Origin of the sequence: Acetobacter suratthaniensis, from assembly GCF_017377745.1 — a bacterium.
GTDB classification, from domain to species: domain Bacteria; phylum Pseudomonadota; class Alphaproteobacteria; order Acetobacterales; family Acetobacteraceae; genus Acetobacter; species Acetobacter suratthaniensis.
Map to the genome: position 1 here is coordinate 74,719 of NZ_JAFVMG010000001.1, position 18,623 is coordinate 93,341.

The 18,623-nt window shown below is 62.2% G+C and carries 17 protein-coding genes; 6 read left to right on the forward strand and 11 right to left on the reverse strand.

Going from position 1 to position 18,623, the window contains the following annotated elements:
* Nucleotides 1-20: 20 nt before the first annotated feature.
* The 3 genes from J2D75_RS00390 to J2D75_RS00400 all read right to left on the reverse strand — a co-directional run bounded on the left by J2D75_RS00390 (nucleotide 21) and on the right by J2D75_RS00400 (nucleotide 3,663).
* Entirely contained in the window at nucleotides 21-1,403 is a 1,383-nt protein-coding gene (locus J2D75_RS00390; protein ID WP_207851706.1) for a chloride channel protein, read from the reverse strand.
* A gap of 143 nt (nucleotides 1,404-1,546) precedes the next feature.
* Nucleotides 1,547-2,500, reverse strand: coding sequence for a cation diffusion facilitator family transporter (locus tag J2D75_RS00395; RefSeq protein ID WP_207851708.1), 954 nt, complete (start codon nucleotides 2,498-2,500; stop codon nucleotides 1,547-1,549).
* Nucleotides 2,501-2,526: 26 nt separating this feature from the next.
* Nucleotides 2,527-3,663 (reverse strand): cation diffusion facilitator family transporter, encoded by a 1,137-nt coding sequence (locus J2D75_RS00400; protein WP_243428365.1) that lies wholly within the window; start codon nucleotides 3,661-3,663, stop codon nucleotides 2,527-2,529.
* Nucleotides 3,664-3,887: 224 nt separating this feature from the next.
* Between J2D75_RS00400 and J2D75_RS00405 the strand changes: the two genes are divergently transcribed.
* Entirely contained in the window at nucleotides 3,888-5,540 is a 1,653-nt protein-coding gene (locus J2D75_RS00405) for an NAD(P)/FAD-dependent oxidoreductase (RefSeq protein ID WP_207851712.1), read from the forward strand.
* A gap of 42 nt (nucleotides 5,541-5,582) precedes the next feature.
* Here the strand turns inward: J2D75_RS00405 and J2D75_RS00410 are convergent, their stop codons facing one another.
* The 4 genes from J2D75_RS00410 to J2D75_RS00425 all read right to left on the reverse strand — a co-directional run bounded on the left by J2D75_RS00410 (nucleotide 5,583) and on the right by J2D75_RS00425 (nucleotide 11,153).
* Nucleotides 5,583-6,368, reverse strand: a complete 786-nt coding sequence (locus J2D75_RS00410; RefSeq protein WP_207851714.1) for an alpha/beta fold hydrolase — start codon at nucleotides 6,366-6,368, stop codon at nucleotides 5,583-5,585.
* Between the two features lie 90 nt (nucleotides 6,369-6,458).
* A complete protein-coding gene (locus tag J2D75_RS00415) occupies nucleotides 6,459-8,426 on the reverse strand; it encodes an OPT family oligopeptide transporter (protein ID WP_207851716.1) in 1,968 nt (655 codons plus the stop codon).
* A gap of 134 nt (nucleotides 8,427-8,560) precedes the next feature.
* Nucleotides 8,561-10,414, reverse strand: a complete 1,854-nt coding sequence (locus tag J2D75_RS00420) for an alginate export family protein (RefSeq protein WP_207851718.1) — start codon at nucleotides 10,412-10,414, stop codon at nucleotides 8,561-8,563.
* 196 nt (nucleotides 10,415-10,610) lie between these two features.
* A complete protein-coding gene (locus J2D75_RS00425; protein WP_207851720.1) occupies nucleotides 10,611-11,153 on the reverse strand; it encodes a hypothetical protein in 543 nt (180 codons plus the stop codon).
* A gap of 280 nt (nucleotides 11,154-11,433) precedes the next feature.
* On the opposite strand from J2D75_RS00425, the gene J2D75_RS00430 reads away from it, so the two are divergent.
* Entirely contained in the window at nucleotides 11,434-11,664 is a 231-nt protein-coding gene (locus J2D75_RS00430) for a DUF3126 family protein (protein ID WP_207851722.1), read from the forward strand.
* 47 nt (nucleotides 11,665-11,711) lie between these two features.
* Here the strand turns inward: J2D75_RS00430 and J2D75_RS00435 are convergent, their stop codons facing one another.
* Nucleotides 11,712-12,344 carry a DUF2939 domain-containing protein gene (locus tag J2D75_RS00435; RefSeq protein WP_207851724.1) on the reverse strand — a complete coding sequence of 211 codons (633 nt, stop codon included), beginning with the start codon at nucleotides 12,342-12,344 and terminating at the stop codon, nucleotides 11,712-11,714.
* 143 nt (nucleotides 12,345-12,487) lie between these two features.
* Here J2D75_RS00435 and J2D75_RS00440 point away from each other — a divergent pair, with 143 nt between their 5' ends.
* The 4 genes from J2D75_RS00440 to J2D75_RS00455 all read left to right on the forward strand — a co-directional run bounded on the left by J2D75_RS00440 (nucleotide 12,488) and on the right by J2D75_RS00455 (nucleotide 16,104).
* Nucleotides 12,488-13,264 carry a HesA/MoeB/ThiF family protein gene (locus J2D75_RS00440; RefSeq protein ID WP_207851726.1) on the forward strand — a complete coding sequence of 259 codons (777 nt, stop codon included), beginning with the start codon at nucleotides 12,488-12,490 and terminating at the stop codon, nucleotides 13,262-13,264.
* Nucleotides 13,261-13,683, forward strand: a complete 423-nt coding sequence (locus J2D75_RS00445; protein WP_207851728.1) for a DsrE family protein — start codon at nucleotides 13,261-13,263, stop codon at nucleotides 13,681-13,683. The genes J2D75_RS00440 and J2D75_RS00445 overlap by 4 nt, the downstream gene beginning before the upstream one ends.
* Nucleotides 13,684-13,794: 111 nt before the next feature.
* Nucleotides 13,795-14,865, forward strand: coding sequence for an SH3 domain-containing protein (locus J2D75_RS00450; RefSeq protein WP_207851730.1), 1,071 nt, complete (start codon nucleotides 13,795-13,797; stop codon nucleotides 14,863-14,865).
* A gap of 60 nt (nucleotides 14,866-14,925) precedes the next feature.
* Entirely contained in the window at nucleotides 14,926-16,104 is a 1,179-nt protein-coding gene (locus J2D75_RS00455; protein ID WP_207851732.1) for an SMP-30/gluconolactonase/LRE family protein, read from the forward strand.
* Nucleotides 16,105-16,145: 41 nt separating this feature from the next.
* On the opposite strand, the gene J2D75_RS00460 is transcribed toward J2D75_RS00455, so the two are convergent.
* From J2D75_RS00460 to J2D75_RS00470, 3 genes are read right to left on the reverse strand one after another with little or no spacing between them, the layout of a single operon-like run.
* Complete coding sequence (locus tag J2D75_RS00460; protein ID WP_207851734.1) at nucleotides 16,146-16,364, reverse strand: DUF6587 family protein; 219 nt, start codon at nucleotides 16,362-16,364, stop codon at nucleotides 16,146-16,148.
* Between the two features lie 38 nt (nucleotides 16,365-16,402).
* Nucleotides 16,403-18,253 carry a ferrous iron transport protein B gene (gene feoB, locus J2D75_RS00465; RefSeq protein ID WP_207851736.1) on the reverse strand — a complete coding sequence of 617 codons (1,851 nt, stop codon included), beginning with the start codon at nucleotides 18,251-18,253 and terminating at the stop codon, nucleotides 16,403-16,405.
* Nucleotides 18,250-18,537 carry a FeoA family protein gene (locus J2D75_RS00470; RefSeq protein ID WP_207851738.1) on the reverse strand — a complete coding sequence of 96 codons (288 nt, stop codon included), beginning with the start codon at nucleotides 18,535-18,537 and terminating at the stop codon, nucleotides 18,250-18,252. The genes feoB and J2D75_RS00470 overlap by 4 nt, the downstream gene beginning before the upstream one ends.
* Nucleotides 18,538-18,623: the final 86 nt, after the last annotated feature.

The window sequence follows — 18,623 nt, forward strand, 5'->3', positions numbered from 1 at the left end:
TGGGCCTGCGGGGTGTCGCCTCAGCGGTTTGCGGGAGAGGAGGACTCGGGCCGTGGAGCCGGAGGCGCGTTTTTATGCCCGGCACTGGTCGTGCGCAGGAACCGCACGGCCAGCGCGCCATACAGGGCGTGGCTGCACAGGGCGCGCGAGACCCCAAAAGCCAGAAAGGCGCTGGCCATCAGGGCTAAGGTAATCTGCTGATTGTCGCACATTTCCATGACAATGACGGTCGCTGTCAGGGGGGACTGTGTTACGGCGGAAAAATAGGCAACCGTACCCAGCAGCACCACGGCGCCGGGGGCTGTATGGGGCAGAAACTGCGCCACCCACCCGCCCATGCCAGCCCCGATGGACAGCGAAGGCGCGAACAGCCCGCCCGGAATGCCCGAGCAGTAGGAAACAAAGGTGGCCAGCAGCTTGAGCACGAAATAATAGGCCGGATACTGATCCGAACCCATGATGATGTCGCGTGCCTGTGTGTAGCCGGTGCCATAGGTTATGCCATCGGATACAAGGCCGATCACCGCCAGCACAAGACCACACAGAGCCGCGAACAGAACCGGGCGGCGGCTGATGAACGCTCCCAGTCGTCCCGGCACCCCGCGTGAGACCCGCACCAGCAGGGCGGAAAACATGCCTCCGCTCAGTCCGCCCAGCACACCGCAGGCTAGCACGGCCAGCCAGCTTGCCCCTACCGGCACGGCGGAATAGGTGTGGCCGAAATAGGTGTAGTTGCCCATCAGGGCGATGGCCGTCACACCTGAAATCACCACGCAGGTCAGCATGGTGCCGCTGGTGCGCTGTTCGAACGAACGGGCCAGTTCCTCAATGCCGAACACGATCCCCGCCAGCGGGGTGTTGAAGGCGGCGGCAACCCCGGCGGCCCCACCCGCCTTGATAAGGGCGTGGATACCCGTCACGTTGGTCATACCCGCCTGCCGCCCCACCATGTGCATGATAGAGGCCCCCACCTGTACGGTCGGGCCTTCGCGCCCGATGGAAGCGCCAGCCAGCAGCCCCAGACAGGTCAGAAAAATCTTGGCCAGTGCAATCCGTATGGCCAGTATCCGGTCAACCAGCACCATGTCGTGCAGGTGCAGGCAGGCAATGGCTTGCGGAATGCCGCTGCCCTGCGCACCACGGAACCACTTGCGTGTCAGCCATGTGGACAGGGCCAGCCCCAGAGGCGCGACCACCAGCATCAGCAGCGGGCTGACATGCGTGATGCGGGCGCGAATATGGCTGGCGGCATCAGCCAGTTCGGCAAAGCCCACCGCAACAAGGCCGACCAGAACCGCGCCCGACCAGTAGATGAGCTTGCGCCGCCAGTTCAGTGTGCCGTTTCTGGCCAGATCACGGAACTGATGAAGGGATTCGAGCGTGGTGTTCACGCTGGGGTGCATGGGTCGGGTCCGCCTGATGGAAACTACGCCGGTAACCGGGCCGAAAACGCGGCCGGGTCTGTCCGGGTTTCCCCCCATAGCCGCATCTGTCCCGGCATGGCAAAGGTTTCATGCGTGCGGGCCTTCAGGCTTGTGGGGGTGGGTTAGGTTCGCCCGTTTGCGGGGGCTCCTGTGGGTGGGGTTGCAGGCCGGGGCCAGAAGACTATGCCTTCGTGCTTGGCCAGACGGTCAGGCTCCACATGGATATGCACCAGTGTGCTGCCCATCTGCGCACGCAGGCCCGCTTCGATGCGGTCACAGATATCGTGCGCTTGTTCCACACTCATGCTGCCCGGCACCACCAGATGGAAGTCCAGAAACGTCATGGCCCCCACAATACGGGTGCGGATGTCATGGGCTTCAATCGCGCCCTGTCCGTTGGCGGCGATAATATCGCGGATCTGGTCAAGGGTTGCGCCATCAGGGGCCTGATCCATAAGCCCGGCAATGGATTCGCGCATGACTTCCCAGCCCACGCGCAGCACGTTCAGCGCCACAAACCCTGCCAGCAGCGCATCAAGCCGCGCCCAGCCGGTTATGGGAATAAGGGCCACGCCTATGACCAGAGCAACGCCCGTCCAGACATCGGACAGCACATGCTGTCCACCCGCCACAAGGGCAGGGGAGCGGCGCGCGCGCCCCGCCTGCAACATGGTCAGCCCCCAGATCAGATTGAGCACGGTGGCTGCGGCGTTGAGCGCCAGCCCCGACCACGGTGCCAGAGCGGGATGTGGCGACAGCCAGCCCTCGATAGCCTCGCGCCCGATCAGGAAGGCTGTCATCACCACCAGCGTGCCTTCAGCCACGGCAGACAGGTATTCTGCCTTGTAATGTCCGTAGGTGTGGTTGTGATCCGCCGGGCGTTCAGCAATGCCCAACGCCCAAAGCCCCCCCGCAGCGGAGACAACGTTGATAATGGTCTCCATTGCATCGGCGCCAAGGGCCACGCTGCCCGAAACAGTGTAGGCGGCGTATTTGAGTGTCAGCGCCAGCACGCTCACCAGCAGGCTGAGCAGCGCAATGCCTTTGTTGCTGTCAGGTAAAGCAAACAGGGACATGAGAGGGCAGGCTCCAGCGGCGGCAGTCAGACCGAGTTGGGGTCTGTCAGGTGACATGAGGGGGCATAGGCGGCGCTTTCGATCTGCACGGTGGGGTGTGCGATGGCAAAGCGTGTGCGCAGGATTTCAATCGCCTGTGTCAGAAGTGCTGCGTTCTGTGTGTCTGACTGGCTGACCAGATGCACCGTTAACGCGGTTTCTGTGGTGCTCAGGGGCCATACATGCAGGTCATGCAGGTCGGCAACCCCGGGCAGGGCGCGCAGGGTGGCTTCAAGGGCTGCGGTATCAACCGAGCGGGGTACGGCATCCAGTGCCATGTCCAGCGAATCCCGCAAAAGCGACCATGTGCTGATCACCACCACAATCGAAATGCCAAGGCTTATGGCGGGGTCGATCCAGCTCAGCCCGGTCAGCAGCACCAGACCGCCCGCAATGACCACGGCAAGCGATGTCAGGGCATCGGCCATCAGATGCGCAAAAGCGCCACGCACGTTCAGGTCTTCTTTCTGGCCGGAGGCAAAAAGCAGGGCCGTTGCGCCATTGACCACAATGCCGAAGGCCGCCACCACCATCATGGTGCCGCCCATCGGTTCGGCCCCGTGTGGGTAGAGAAGGCGCAGGATCGCCTCCCATGCAACGCCCCCCGTTACCAGCATGAGCACAAGGGCATTGGCCAGTGCTGTCAGGATGGAGGAGCGCCGTAGCCCGTAGGTAAAGCGTGCGGATGGCCCCCTTTGCGACAGCACATGCGCCAGCCACGCCGCCCCCAGCGCCATGACATCGGACAGGTTATGGCCTGCATCGGCCAGCAGGGAGAGCGAGTGCGACAGCGTACCCCAGATGGCTTCAAGCGTTAGATAGAGAATGTTGGCCACCATACCGATTGCGAAGGCCCGGCCGAACGATGTGGGGGCATGAGAATGCCCATGCCCATGCCCATGCCCGTGGTTGTGGCCATGGTCGTGCTCGTGTTCGTGCTCGTGGTGGTGGTCATTCCCGTCGTCATGTGGGTCATGATCGTGGTTATGCCCATGTGCGTCCGTGTGGTCATGCCCACCCGACTCCGCATCGGGCGTGTGCTCCGCCAGTGGCGTATGGGTGTGGCTGTTGGCGTGGGTGGAGGCCGGCTGTCCGGGGGCGGGCGGCGCGGGGGGCTGGGACATGGTCATGCCTCGGGGTTTGTCAGCCGGAAAGGGGCTGTGGGGGCGTGTTGTCCTGTATCCCGCCCTTTGCGGGCGGCTACAAGGGGGGCATGCGCGGGGCATGGTGGCCGCGCATGCAGGCCGGAATAAGGTCCAGCCTGTCGGGCGTTGCACCCGAGGGGGCTTTGCGACTAGGGATGGCGCAGTTTTACCCTGTCAGTTTTTATGGATGATAGAACCGTCCCATGCTGCGATTGACCGAACTACGCCTGCCGCTGGATCACCCGACTGAGGCTCTTGAACACGCCATTTGCACCCGGCTGGATATCGGGCGCGAGGCTCTTGAGCATTTCAGTGTTTTCAAGCGTGGGCATGACGCCCGCCGCCGTGCCGCTATTGTGCTTGTCTATACGGTGGACTGCGCCGTGCGTGACGAGGCCGCCGTACTGGCGCGTTACCGGCAGGCCCACCCGCGTGATTCCCATGTGCAGATTGCCCCTGACATGCGCTGGATCGCCCCGGTTGAAGACGGTGCGGCCCTGGCAGCCCAGCCGGGCTACCGTAGGCCCATTGTAGTGGGCGCGGGGCCATGCGGTTTTATGGCTGCCCTTATTCTGGCCCGCATGGGCCTGCGGCCCCTGCTGCTTGAACGCGGTAAGGCCGTGCGTGAGCGCACGGTGGATACTTTTGCTCTGTGGCGGCGTTCGGTTCTGACACCGGAAAGCAATGTGCAGTTTGGCGAAGGCGGGGCAGGCACCTTTTCCGATGGCAAGCTGTACAGTCAGGTGCGCGATCCGCGCTTTCTGGGCCGCAAGGTGCTGGAGGAGTTTGTCAAAGCCGGTGCGCCGGAGGATATTCTGACCCTTGCCCACCCGCATATCGGCACGTTCCGCCTTGTCAGCATGGTGGAGCATATCCGAAGCGAGATCGAAGCCGCAGGCGGGGAATACCGTTTCCAGTCACGGGTGGAAGAGCTGCTGCTAGAACCCGGTACCCGCCGCGTGCAGGGTGTGCGTCTGGCTAATGGCGATGTGGTGGAAAGCGGGCATGTCATTCTCGCCGTGGGCCATAGTGCGCGCGATACCTTTGCCATGCTGAACGAGCAGGGCGTTACCATGCAGGCCAAGCCGTTTTCCATGGGGGTGCGGATCGAGCATCCGCAATCCGTGATTGATACGGCGCAGTTTGGCGGTGCCGCAGGCAACACCCTTCTGGGGGCGGCGGAATACCGGCTGGTGCATCATGCGGCCAACGGGCGTGGGGTGTATTCGTTCTGCATGTGTCCGGGCGGGACAGTGGTGGCCGCCACTTCGGAAGAAGGACAGGTGGTGACCAATGGCATGAGCCAGTATTCGCGCGCCGAGCGGAATGCCAATTCCGGTATTGTGGTGGAACTCCGCCCTGGAGAGGATTACCCCGATGACCCGCTGGCAGGGGTGGCGTTCCAGCGTCATTGGGAAAAGCAGGCTTTTGTCGCGGGTGGGGGCGACTATCGGGCGCCAGCCCAGCGCGTGGGCGACTTTCTGGCCGGGCGGCCATCGGTTTCACTGGGGGATGTCGTGCCGTCCTACCGGCCGGGGGTAACGCCCACGGACCTTGCCACCTGCCTGCCGGATTTTGTGGTGGAGGCCCTGCGTGAAGCCCTGCCGCATTTTGATCGCAAGCTTAAAGGTTACACGATGGATGATGCGGTCATGACCGGGGTGGAAACCCGCACATCCTCTCCCCTGCGCATTCCGCGTGACGATACGGGGCAGTCCGTCAACACGCCGGGCCTGTACCCGGCGGGTGAAGGGGCAGGCTATGCGGGGGGTATTCTCTCGGCGGGTATGGATGGTATCCGTATGGCCGAAGCTGTCGCCCGCGCCCTTGCGGGCCTGCCGCTTGCTCCCCTGTAACGCCGGGTTTGGGTTTCCAGCCCCCAAATTGGGGGCTGGCGCTTAGTGCTCGGCCAGAAAATTGTCTACAAGCTGGCAGAAGCGCTGCGGTGCATCGGCATGAACCCAGTGGCCAGCTCCGGCAATGCTTTCAAGCCGGTGGTTGGGAAACAGGCGGCGCATGGCTGGTTCGTTTTCGGGCTGGATATAGCGTGACTGCTCCCCGCGTATGAACAGGGTGGGGCCAGTGTAGCAGGCATCTGCGGGCAGGGTGGGCCATGCCATCAGAGTAGGCAGGGCGGCCTGTATGTCCTCAAGCCCGATAGCCCAGCCCGGATTATCGCCCAGACGCATGTTCTGCACCATGAGCTGGCGCACCGCATCCTTGTCTATCAGCGGGCGCAGCAGGTCATTGGCGGTATGCAGGTCCAGATGGGCTGGAAAATGCAGGGTTTCCAGCCCCTGCGGCAGGTCGAGGCTGTCAAACCCGCCCTGACCGGGCGCAATATCCACCACAATCAGGCAGCGCACCGCTTCGGGCTGGGTCAGGGCCAGCATCATGGCGGTTTTGCCCCCCATGGAGTGGCCCAGCACGGCGGCGGGTAGGGCGTGGTGCTGGCGCATGGTTTCGGCCACATCCGCCGCCATCACCGGGTAGCTCATGGGGCCATGCGGGCTGGCACCGTGGTTGCGCAGGTCCATGGCCAGTGTGCGGCGGGAGGCAGACAGGCGGCGTTGCACAAAACCGAGGTTGCGGGCGCGGCCAAATAGGCCATGAAGCAGCACGACAGGCGGCAGCACGGGGGCTGTCGGGGGTTCGGGGCTGCGTTCAATCACGTTCAGCAGCATGGCGGGGCCTTTCTCCTGTGTGGCATATCGGCGCGTTTTTGCCCCGCTTTGAGCCCAAAGGCGAGGGGTAAGGCGCACTTTACCTTCACCTTATGGCGAGACTGTCCGATTGCGCTGGCCCATAAGCCTGCGGGCAAACCACGCACAGGCCGCGCAAAATGCCAGCACCCCAAGCAGGTCTGGCGCAGCGGTAGGCAGGGTGGAGGCAATGGACAGCGCATCATCGTGTCCCAGCGCACCAGAGAATGCCGCAACGGCCACGCCCGTCAGGCTTTCCCCCACGATAAAGCCAGAGGCCAGCATGGTGCCACGTGTCTGGCTGGCCTGTGTTTCGCTCTCCTGTGCAGCGCTGCGTCTGGCCCATGTGCGCAAGGCCCACCCCAGAACCGCACCGCCTGCCAGTGTGAGACTGGTGGAGGCAGGGAGATACAACCCGACCGCAACGCCCAACGGTGGCAGCGACAGGCCACGGCGGCGCAAAAGCCTGTCCACGGCCACCAGCACGCAGCCCAGTACAAGCCCCGCTCCCAGCATGCTCCAGTCCAGCGTGCCGGAAAAAATCCCCTGCGTTATGAGCGTAATCAAGGCGGGCTGCGGGGCGGACAGTGCTCGGGACGGGTCCATGCCGGGGCGAGGCATAGCGCCTGCAAACCCATAAGCCTGATACAGAAGGTTGAGCACCGGCGGGATAACCAGAGAGCCAACGACACAGCCCACGATCAACACCGCCTCCTGTTTCCATGGCGATGCCCCAACAAGCTGGCCGGTCTTGAGGTCTTGCAAGTTGTCGTTGGAAATGGCGATGGTGGCCGTAATGGCCGAGAGCACCAGAATAGTGAAGGCCGTGGCCAGTTTCTGCTCGTTGGCCATCAGGGCGGGAGGAACCAGCCCCAGTGCTTCAAGCCCCAGAATCATCAGTGCGCTCAGTACGGCTCCTACAATGATAATGCCTGATATGGGCGATGAGGAGGAGCCGACAATGCCCGCCATGTAGCCGCAGGCTGCGGCCATCAGAAAACCGAAGACGATACAGAACAGCACCGCAGCCCCGACCAGTGCGCCTGCACCCGTTGTCATGGGGCCAAGAAAATCCCTGAAAAACCACCAAAGCCCAAAGGCGGAGACAGCCAGCAGAGCGGCCATGCTCCACGGTGAGAGGTCGCGCTCATGCGTGGCGGTCGTACCCTTTGCGGGGCGCAGGCTTTGCCTGATCCCGTTCAGGACGGGGGGGAGCAGTTCCACCAGTGTCCATAGCGATGCCACGGCAATACTGCCCGCGCCGATAAAGCGGATTTTGTGTAGCCACAGGTCATGGGCAAAAGCGGCGGCGGGCAGGTGGGCCGGGTTGGGTGTGTGGCTGCTCAGCCACGGCACGCCTATACCCCAGGCCAGCACGCCACCTGTTAGCATGGCCAGCCCACCGGCCAGCCCGACCAGATATCCGGCCCCCACAAGGGCCAGAGAAAAACTGGCTGAAAACTGGAAAACAGCCGTGCCTGCGCTGGCTGTGAGTGTGATGCCGTCAGCCAGAAGCCGGAGCGCGCTTGTGGCGAAAGACAGCACAGCGGAAACAAGCCCACCTGCCAGTAAGGCCCGCAAACCCTGCCCGGATTGTGCCTCGGCTCCGGCACGCAGGATTTCGGCAGCCGCTACGCCTTCAGGGTAGGGCAGCGCGCTACGGGTGACCAGTGCATGGCGGAGCGGGATGGTAAACAGTACGCCCAGCACCCCGCCTGCCAGAGACAGCCCGGCCGTCTGCCAGAACGGAAAGCTGTGCCAGTACCCCGCCATGACAAGCCCCGGAAAGGTGGCGAACACGCAGGACAGCGTACCCGCCGCCGAGGCCTGACTCTGCACCATATTGTTTTCCAGTATGGTGCCCCGCCCCAGCAGGCGCAGCACCGCCATGGAAATGACAGCAGCAGGAATAGACGAGGCGAAGGTCAGCCCGATGCGCAGGCCAAGATAGACATTGGATGCGGTGAAAACGACCGTGATCAGCGCCCCCAGAATCAGGCCACGCAGGGTGATTTCCCGGTGGTGGGGAGAGACGGTCATGCGGTTTGCCCTCAACTGGCCTGATCAAAACCCATGTATAAACACAGGCTGGGGCGCCATTATGGGCGCCCGCTCCGTTTGTGTCAGATACGACGGATCGGGCGCCTTGTCTGTACCGCGCACCGGGTGCGGGGTCAGAACGTCAGTTCAAGATTGCTCTGCACGAACGCCCCGGAGGATGCTCCCGCCTTGATCATGCTGCGCGAGGCAAAGATGTATTCCCCATCAAGGCTCAGCGTGACGTGACGGGTTGCGCGCCAGGTAAAGCTCGCCTGTGGCAGGGTGGCCGTGTAGCCCCCGTGCGGGCGGAAATTATAGTAGGTCAGCCCGTTGGGGTACACCACATCGTTTGTATTGTTACGCCAAACGGCAGGCACTTTCAGCAGCAAGGTTGTGTTGGGTGTTGGCGTTATGGTGGCGATGGGGCCAACGGTGATGATGTTCGACTGGCCGATATAGGTGCTCATGTCCAGATAGTAGGCGCTGGGCACGAATGGCGACATGAAGCCACCCCATGTGGAGGTTTTGCTGCCATTGAGGTTGCCGCCCGAGACATCGTCGGCCTGAATGCCGATAGCAGGATGGCCGGGCCAGTGGGCAAAACGCCATGAAATGGTGGCGTCCAGCGCATAGGCTGACACGCTCCTGCTTGGCGCGTTATTGGCGGGACGGAACTCCCCTCCCTGCCACATGGCTCCAAGCGAGAACTCGATCGGCCCGGCATTACCCCAGATTCGCACCCCGGGTGTATCGCGGTGGGTCGAACCTGCAACCGATACGCCCGAAGTCGCTGTGGGCATGGGGTTGTTGGCCAGAATGAAGCCAAGGTAGAACGTGTCCACAAAAATCTGGCTGTTGCGCTCAAGGAAAGTGAACTTGGGCAGCGCGTATGAGGTGTAAACCCCGAACAGGCGTGTTTTCCAGCCAACCTTGTCATGGAACATGGCCGAGGGCGTTGTATCGGTCTGGGTCAGGTAAAAACCATCCACGCGGAAGTTTTTCCAAAAGGCGTAGCCGCGCAGGCCATTCCATGAATAGGGCAGCGACGGATACACGCTACCCGCCGTGAAGTAGGGCGGTGCATCCAGAAAGGTCATACGCCCGGCCATGCCGCCCACGGTTGCGTTCAGCACCCGGCCGCGCACTTCCACAAAGGCCTGCTGGGCATCCAGCCTGCTGCGCCAGCGGCCACCCGCATACCCATAGTAGTTGATACCAGCCGCCTGGCCGCTCATCAGTTCGCCATACAGGCGCACATGCTCGCCCAGATGCAGGTCAGCCCCTACGTTCCAGCGGTAGTTGTTGCGATAGGCGGGGTCTTTCTTGGTCGCCCCGAATCCTGCGCGCTGATCGTAGAAATTATGCTGGCGGAAGTTACCGCTAAGCGAGAGGTAAATATCCCCCTTATCGTTGAAGGGGATGTATTTCAGCACATCCATCGCGTCGATACGGTTACGCTTGTCGCGCAGATCCGACCAGTCTTCCGCCCAGCGTGAGACGGCGTAATACCCCACCGTGCCAAAACCGGCCGCAGCCCCTGTATTGGAGTTGAACACTCCCCACGGCCCCTGATGCAGCAGGGCGGAGGGCAGGGGCTTGAGTTCGAGTGTCTGCGGCTGGCCGTAGGCTTCAGGGCGGCTGCTCAGCGGTGGCAGAAAGCTGGAGCTGTTCCAGTTCACAACGGGGGCTTTTACCTCAACATCGCTGCTTGTGGCGGCGGGTTTGAGGGTTACGGTCGTGCTTTGCGCTGCTGGGGTGGTGGTGGTTGTAGGGGCGGGTGGTATGGTTTCCTGCGCCGTGGTGTGCGGGTAGCTCAGATGCGCCGCGTGCGGCGCGGTTTCAGCCTGCGCGGGTGCACAATGCAGCATGGTAAAGGCAGATGTGCTGACAAGCACAATCCAGACGGCCCTCTGGCTTGATACGGTACGGCTGGAAAAACTGCGGGGTGGGCGGGAAAAACCGGGAGGGATACCGCAGGGAATGAACATAGGTCGTGGTCTCTTCTTTTATTTTTGTCTTTGAGGCGCGACTGTCATTCAATTTATGAATGACTTATATCCATATTGTTTCACGCAATGCTAATATGTCATATCGCGATTGCGTGTTGGGTATCACTAAGCGTTTATCCGATTTTTTTTCCACCCCTGTGTCGAATACGACAACAGAATTAAAAAACAGCAAAAATCAGCCGTTTTGCAGCAGGCTCAGGCACTGTCTGGCCCGGCTGCTCAGGCGGATATCGTGCACGGTGGCGACGGCCTGCGTGGCGTTTTTGCGCCATGTGCGGCTCATGCCTTTGGCCGAGCAGACATCGCGCGGGGCAACGGGGCTGTCGGTCTGTTCGCGCAGGGCGCTCAGCACCACGGAGGGGTGGTGCGGCAGGGCGGTTTTCATGCTCCGGCGCAGCAGCGCGGTGGTCTGGCTACTGCTTGCAGGGATCAGGCTGGATAAGACCGGGGCAACTTCAGGCTGCCCCAGTGCGAGCGCTCTGGTTACGTTCTGCCAGCCATTTTGCTGCGAGAGTGCACGCGCCGTGGGGGCTGCGCCGTTGCTGGCAATATCCTGCGAAATTGTATGCAGGGCCTGCCCGGCGTGTTCCTGAGTGCGGGCTTCGATCAGTGCCGGGGACGATGCAGGCTGGTGGAGCGTGGTGTGTGCATCCAGCAGGCACAGGCCCATGGTCAGGCTGAGAAGAGCCGCAGTGGACAGACGGCGGAGAAACGACAAGCAGGCTTTCCTTTTCAGAGGGTTTTCACGTCCACGTTAGTTGGGCGGGAGAAAATGGCCACGGAAAGGCAGGGGTGCGGAAAGGTTGCGGCAGCGGCGCGGGCAGATTATAGCGGGCGCGACAGGCCAGACAGTGCGCGCACGGGGCCGGGGTGTCGGTTTTTTCAGAAATACTGTCGCTGCTGGTTTGTGCGCCTTGTTGGGCCCACACGTATGCAACACAGGTGAGGCGGCCGCGACAGTGCGGATCGCCCGTAATGCCTGCAAGGAATGGACGACGATGAACGCTTCTCTCTCTGCTTCTGAAATCACTCGTCTGCAGACAGCTCTGCGCCGCCTGCTGGGTTCGAAGGATCTGACAGTCAACCCTGCGCCGCGTGCGGGTATGTCGGTTGAACTCTCGGTGAATGGCGAAGTGATTGGCACCGTTCACCGTGATGATGAAGATGGTGACGTCAGCTACGCCATCAACATGGTGGTGCTGGAAGAAGATCTGCCGCCCGCAAAATAAAGCGGCAGATTCGGCGGCGTGCCCGATAGCGGGCCGCCGGAGCGCTTTTAGGCTGCGCGTGCAGGTGCCGGGCCGGATGCCTGAAGTGTGCGCGACTGTGCAACGGGGAATGTCACGTTGGTGATTTTCCAGCGCCAGCTCTGAATACGCAGCTCAACACGCAGGGGTGTTTCATCTGCGTGGCCGGGTATGGGTAATTCCGCCACAAAACAGTCCAGCCGGGCAAAACGCAGCGAAGTCTGGTGCAGCAATGTTGTCAGGCCGTGTAGGCTCAGCGTGGGGGCAGCTTCTGGCGGAATGGCAGGCAGAGCCTGATCGACCAGTGTGCCAAGATTGGCCGAATTTACGCTCTGATCCACCGCGTTGGACACGGCGGTGCTTGCGAAAGAATTGCCGAATTCGGGTAGTTCATCGGCAGGGGGCTGGGTATCAAGATGCAGCCCCGCCAGTGCCTGCTGCCGGATCGAGGTATCAAGCGAACCCCAGTTGATAATACGGCCAAGAGCCGTCATGTCGTGGGTTTGCAGGTCTTCCGCGACGCAAAACAGCGTGATGAAGGGTGATGCCACATAAAGCCCCAGCGCAAGCAGAGCCGAGCAGACACAGGCCCGGCGTGCAGCCTGATGCCGGGGCATGCGAGCTTGCCGGGAGAGAAGCCCCGACCGGGAGGGGAGTGCCATGTGTGCATTCCTTCCATGTGTTGTGAGCAACACTTATAACCCAGATGCCCGAGCAGATGCGAGGATAACATCATGGTTCAGGGCTTGTTATTACAGAAATATGATGTCAGGCCCGGTATTCGGGCGGGCAGGAGGCGGGGCCGATGAGCATTGATCTTACCGAGAGCGAGATTCATCGTTACTCGCGCCATATCCTTCTGGCTGAACTGGGTGGCACAGGGCAGATGGCCATCAAAAACGCCTCGGTTCTGGTGGTGGGCGCAGGCGGGCTTGGCTCGCCTGTTGCCCTGTATCTGGCGGCAGCGGGTGTCGGGCGTATAGGGCTGGTGGATAATGATGTGGTGGAGCTTTCCAACCTCCAGCGTCAGATTCTGCACGTTACCGGAGCAGTAGGGCACAAGAAGGTGGACTCCGCTCGCGAACGGCTGAGGGCGCTTAACCCTGAAATCGTTGTGGAAACATGGGATATGCGCCTTGATGCCGCAGGCGTGGCGGATCTGGTCTCGCGTTATGATCTGGTTTGCGATGGCTGCGATAATTTTGAAACGCGCTATCTGGTCAACGAGGCTTGTGTGCGGCAGGGCAAAACCCTGATTTCAGCGGCGGCGCAGCGTTTTGGTGGTCAGCTTTCCACCTTCCGGCCCCAGCTTGGTGGCCCCTGTTACGCCTGCCTTTACCCCCCGCATGAGGGCGATGATAGCGCCATTCCCACCTGCGGTGATGCGGGGGTGCTCGGGGCGATAACAGGTGTGATGGGTACATTGCAGGCCACCGAGGCGCTGAAGGAAGTAACGGGTATCGGCACCTCCATGGACGGACGACTGTTGATGTGGGATGCCCTGTCCATGCGTTTTTCTGAACTGAAACTGGCAGCGGACCCGGCCTGTCCTGTCTGCGGTGCGGCAGGTGTGCGGGCATGAACGATTCGGCCACTTTTGCAACTGGGGCGCAGGATGCAGAACCTGAAGCCCTTGCCCTGCTGCTGGTTGAAGCCCGCTACGAGCGCCTGCACGCAGCGTTTATGCTGGCCGCTACGGCGCTGGCTCTGGGGCGGCCGGTTACCCTGTTTGGTATGGGGAGCGGTGTCGGCGCTTTCTGTCGTTCATGGGAGGGGGTGCCTGATCATGCGCAGGGTGAGGCCGGTCGGTTGAATGCCGGTGTGGCCGGTGTGGAAGTGCTCCGCGAGGCCATACAGGAAATGGGTGCCCGCATGATGGTGTGCGACTCCGGGCTGAAAGCGATGAATCTTGGTGCGCAGGACCTCATTGAAGGGGTGCGGGTTGTCGGTCTGCCGACATTCATGGACTGTGCGGGTACTGCGCGTCAGCTTGTATTCTAGGCTGTTATTCTAGGGCATGCGGCATCGGGTAAGGTGCTGTGTGCAGGTTTTTGATCCAGAGCAGGGAAAGCCCTCTTGCTCCGGCGCGGCTCTGTTGGCAGGGATGCAGGCATGACAGTTATCCGTTCCTTTCCGTTTTCAGTCAGCCTGCCCCGTAGCGGGCGGCTGCGCTGCGCTTTGCTGGCCTGTGTAACGGGGCTGGCCGTTCTGCCTTGCGGTGCGCAGGCTGCCACGGCGTCTACGGACGCAGGCAAGGCCGCCAAGCATCACCACCATCATCATGCTGAGAGTGCCAGCGCCGATGCGGCGAAAACGGCCCATCATGGCAGCGTGAAAAAGACCGCTCACAAAACCGGCGCGTCCACGAAGGCGGAAAAAAAGGCGGATAAGAAACACCACGCCAAAAGCGGTGCCAAAGAGGGGGCTCATGCCCATCATGGCCATGCCGCAGCGGTAGCCGCCCATACGGAAAAGCCGCACCATCATGCGGCGGTGGCCGCCGCCGGAGCTGCTGGTGCGGCCGGTGCGGTGGCCGCAGCCGGAGCAGCAACCGCGGCTACGCCAGACCCCGCCGCCGCGGCCGCGCAGGCTCCCGCCACGCCAGACCTGAGCAAAGGCACCGTTACCGGCCTGCCGCTGCCGCGTTATGCCGCCCTGCGATCTGATGAAGTGAACATGCGGGCCGGGCCGGGGCGGCGCTTTCCCATCCTGTGGGTTTACCACCGGCGCGGCATGCCTGTGAAAGTCGAGCGTGAGTTCGATGTCTGGCGTCTGGTGGAAGACCAGACCGGGCAGAAAGGCTGGATGCAGCAGGCAACCCTGTCCGGCGGACGCGATTTTCTGATACCGGGCGAAGCGCCGGGTGATCAGGCGCCCATTCCTGCCAAGGGTGATCAGAACGGTGATAACCCGCCATCGGCAGGTCATATGGACAGCCGCGAGGTCGCGCGCGCCGCAACCCCTGAAGAAGCCGCGCATGTTGCCGGCGGGGTCATGCTGCGCGCCACGGCGGATCAGGCCGGTGCGATTGTGGCGGTGCTTCAGCCCGGCACGGTTGGCTCCATCAAGGAATGTCCGCAGGGTTCTGGCTGGTGCCGTGTATCGGTGCATCAGTATAATGGCTGGTTGCCCCGGCAGGCGCTCTGGGGTGTGGAACCCGATGAGGTTCTGGCCCCGTCCTGAACACGGCTTACAGCCCCTGAATAACGTTTAACGGCGTGGTAACGGGCCAGGAAAATGCGAATGGCTGCATCGTTTGACAAAGCTCTTGGGCGGCGGGCCATGCTTGCGGGGGTGGCGGGGTTATCCTGTGCGGCGCTGCGGTTGCCCGGCGCACGGGCCGCAGCCGATGCGCCTGAAACCCGCCAGCCCGATCCAGCGCCTCATGCCCGGGTATGGGGTGCAACCCATAGCCCCGCCCCCGATGCGGAAGTGATCGTGCTTGACCACGCTTTTCGCGGCCTGCTTGCTGGCAATGCAGTGGTGGAGCGTGTCTGGGGGCATGGTCAGTGGCTTGAAGGCCCGGCCTGGTCGGCGCAGGGGCGCTATCTTCTCTTCAGCGACACGGCCACCAGCCATCAGTATCGCTATGTCTGGGAAACGGGCGAGGTTACGCTTTTCCGGCCTGAATCCTATCATGCCAGTGGTAGCGTTTTTGACTATCAGGGGCGGCAGATCACCTGCGAGCATGTCCTGCGCCGGGTGATCCGCTGGGAGCATGACGGCTCTGTGCATGTGGTGGCGGATCGTTTTGAAGGGCAGCCGCTCAATGCTCCTAATGATGTCATCGCCCACCCGGATGGCAGTATCTGGTTTACCGACCCCGTAGCCGGGCCTGCGGGGTCTGGCCCGCGCCCCGTACAGGTGCCGGAGGGGCAGGCTGTTGTCCCGCAGGATCATACCTTTAGGGTTGATGCTTCCGGGCGCATTGATGTGGTGCTGAACCAGCAGCAGCTTGTCGATCCGAATGGTCTGTGTTTTTCGCCAGACTTTTCACGCCTGTATGTGACCTCTGCAGCCCGGCAGGCGCAGCATGTCCGACGGCACGGCAAAGGCCACGCCAAAGAGCATGTCTGGCAGGATGGAGACCTGTCGGTGCATGTGTTCGACCTGCACGCAGAAGAACTGCCCCTATCCAACCCACGTCTGTTCACCAACATGCGTTTTGAGGGCGAGCAGATGATGCCCGATGGAATCCGGGCTGATCTTTACGGCAATATCTGGTGTGGGGTCAGTGGTTCGCCGGGCCGGAGCGGGGTGTTTGTTTTCAACCCCGAAGGGCAGCTTATCGGCCGGATTCGGCTACCGCAGGGCGTATCCAACCTGACGTTTGCAGGGCCGGAGCGCGACTGGCTGTTCATGTGTGCGGGGTCAACACTGTACAGGCTGCATGTTGGCGCGCAGGGCTGCGCTCCAAGCTAAACAGGTGCGCTCCCCGCATAGCTGGAGCATTCAGGGGTAGGTCAGTGGCAACCGCCGCTTTTGTCGCAGCCGGAACAGCCGCCGCAGCCGCCTGCTTTTTTCTGGGTTGCCAGTTTTTGGGCGCGCTGGCGTAGCGGGCCTGCGGGCAGGGTGCGGGCAAGGCCCTGCCACAAAGGCAGAACCGTGGCCGGAGCCAGACGGTGCAGCCAGTAGAGAACACTGGCCACAACAACAAGGCTGACAACAAGGATCTGAAGCATGGTGCCATGTCTCCTTGAAAAAAAGGGCTGCCCGGGGTTCAGCCAGTAAGAAAACGCGTGATGTGATACGTCAGCCACGCGGCGGCGTAAGCCAGCCCGAAAAGATAGGCCGCTGTTATTAATACCACCCGCCATGTGCCGGTTTCACGTCGAATAACAGCCAGCGTCGAAAAACATTGCGGCGCATAGACATACCACGCCAGCAAAGACAGGGCGGTGGCCAGACTCCATTGCGAGGACAGGAGCGGCACCAGACTTTGGGCTGTATCGGTTTCCGCCCCGGTTATGGAATAGACCGTGCCCAGTGCGCTCACCGCGACTTCGCGAGCGGCAAGCCCCGGAATCAGTGCCACGCAAATCTGCCAGTTAAAACCGATAGGCTGGAAAACAGGTAGCATAAGCTGTCCGATACGGCCTGCCAGGCTCCAGTCAATGGCCGGGCCGGTTGCGCCGGGCGGTGGGGCGGGAAAGCTCGACAGCGCCCACAGGATAATGCTGAGCGTGACAATGATCGTACCCACGCGTGACAGGAAGATGCGCGCACGCTGCCACAGCTCCAGCCCGAGGCTGCGCAGGCTGGGCAGGCGGTAGTCTGGCAGTTCCAGCAGCAGGGGGTGTTCGTCGCTATCACCACGCTTGAGCACGCGTGCGACAATCAGGGCGCTGACAATAGCCAGCGCATAAAGCCCGAACAGTACCAGCCCCTGTAGGTTGAACACCCCCGCAACCCGGTGCGCAGGCACAAAAGCTCCGATCAGCAGCGCATAAACCGGCAGACGGGCCGAACAGGTCATAAGGGGGGCGATCAGGATCGTTACCAGCCGGTCACGCGGGTTCTGGATAGTGCGGGTGGACATGATGCCCGGCACAGCGCAGGCAAAGCTGGATAGCAGCGGAATAAAGGAGCGCCCGCTCAGCCCTGCTACGGCCATCAGCCGGTCGAGCATGAAGGCGGCGCGTGGCAGATAGCCGGATTCTTCCAGTGCGAGTATCCACAGGAACAGGATCAGGATCTGCGGCAAAAACACGATAACCGTGCCAGCCCCGGCGATGACGCCATCCACAATCAGGCCGCGCAGAAGGCCGTCAGGCAGGGCGGCCCCGACCAGTTCGCCCAGATGGGTCATGCCCGCCTCAAGCATGTCCATGAAAGGCTGCGCCCATGAAAACACAGCCTGAAACATGACAAAAAGCAGCACGAGCAGGATAAGCATGCCCCAGACGGGGTGCAGCACCCAGCGGTCGAGCACGGATTCGAGTTTTTTTGCCGCCGGGCGCTCACGCGTGACGCACAGGGCCAACAGGTGGCGCACCTGTGCGTGCAGGTCTTCCTCTCCGTCCGTTGTCAGGGGGGCTTGCACCGCCGGTGCGGGCAGGGGGGCATCCAGTGCGGCCAGAAGGTCTGCGGCTCCCCCCCGTTTGGTGCCGATTGTGGTGACAACGGGCATGCCCAGCTCTGCCTGAAGACGCGGGACATCCACGCGCAGGCCCTGCTGGTGCAGAGCGTCCATCATGTTCAGCACGACCAGCATGGGCCGTCCGAGCTGGCGCAGTTCAAGCAGAAAGCGCAGGTGCAGCCTCAGATTGGTGGCCGCGACCACGCATATCAGCAGGTCGGGGGCTGGCTCGCCCTTGTAGCCACCCCGACAGACATCGCGCGTGACAGCCTCATCCGGGCTGGTGGCGGTCAGGCTGTAAGCGCCGGGCAGATCCACGACCACAACAGGGCGCCCGGCTGGCGTAACGAGCTGGCCCGTTTTACGCTCGACGGTTACACCCGCGTAGTTGGCAACCTTCTGGCGGCTGCCGGTGAGCTGATTGAAAAGAGTGGTCTTGCCGCAGTTGGGATTACCAACCAGCGCTACACGCAACGGAGCCGCGTCTGTCATTCCTGCCCTGCAATATCGTCTTGTGAAAGGCTCAGCTCCGGTGCGCCGGGATCAGGACGCAGTACAATGCGCTCGGCCTCGGAGCGGCGCAGGGCAAAGCGTGTAAAGCCGATTTCAACCGCCAGGGGATCGCGTCCGATCGGGCCAAAGGCCACCACGCGTACGGCTTCGCCCGGTACAAACCCCAACTCGCCCAGCCTGCGGGCCACGGGGTCATGTGGGGTGCGTTCGCGCACATGATCAATCACGCCGCACCCTGAAAGCGGGAGGGAGTTGAGAAGCATGGTCCTGTCGTCCTGCCTGGGCGCGCCCAAGCGTGCGGGGGCGCGGCATGTCTGCGACGGGTCAACATACGTTGCGCCTGCGCATT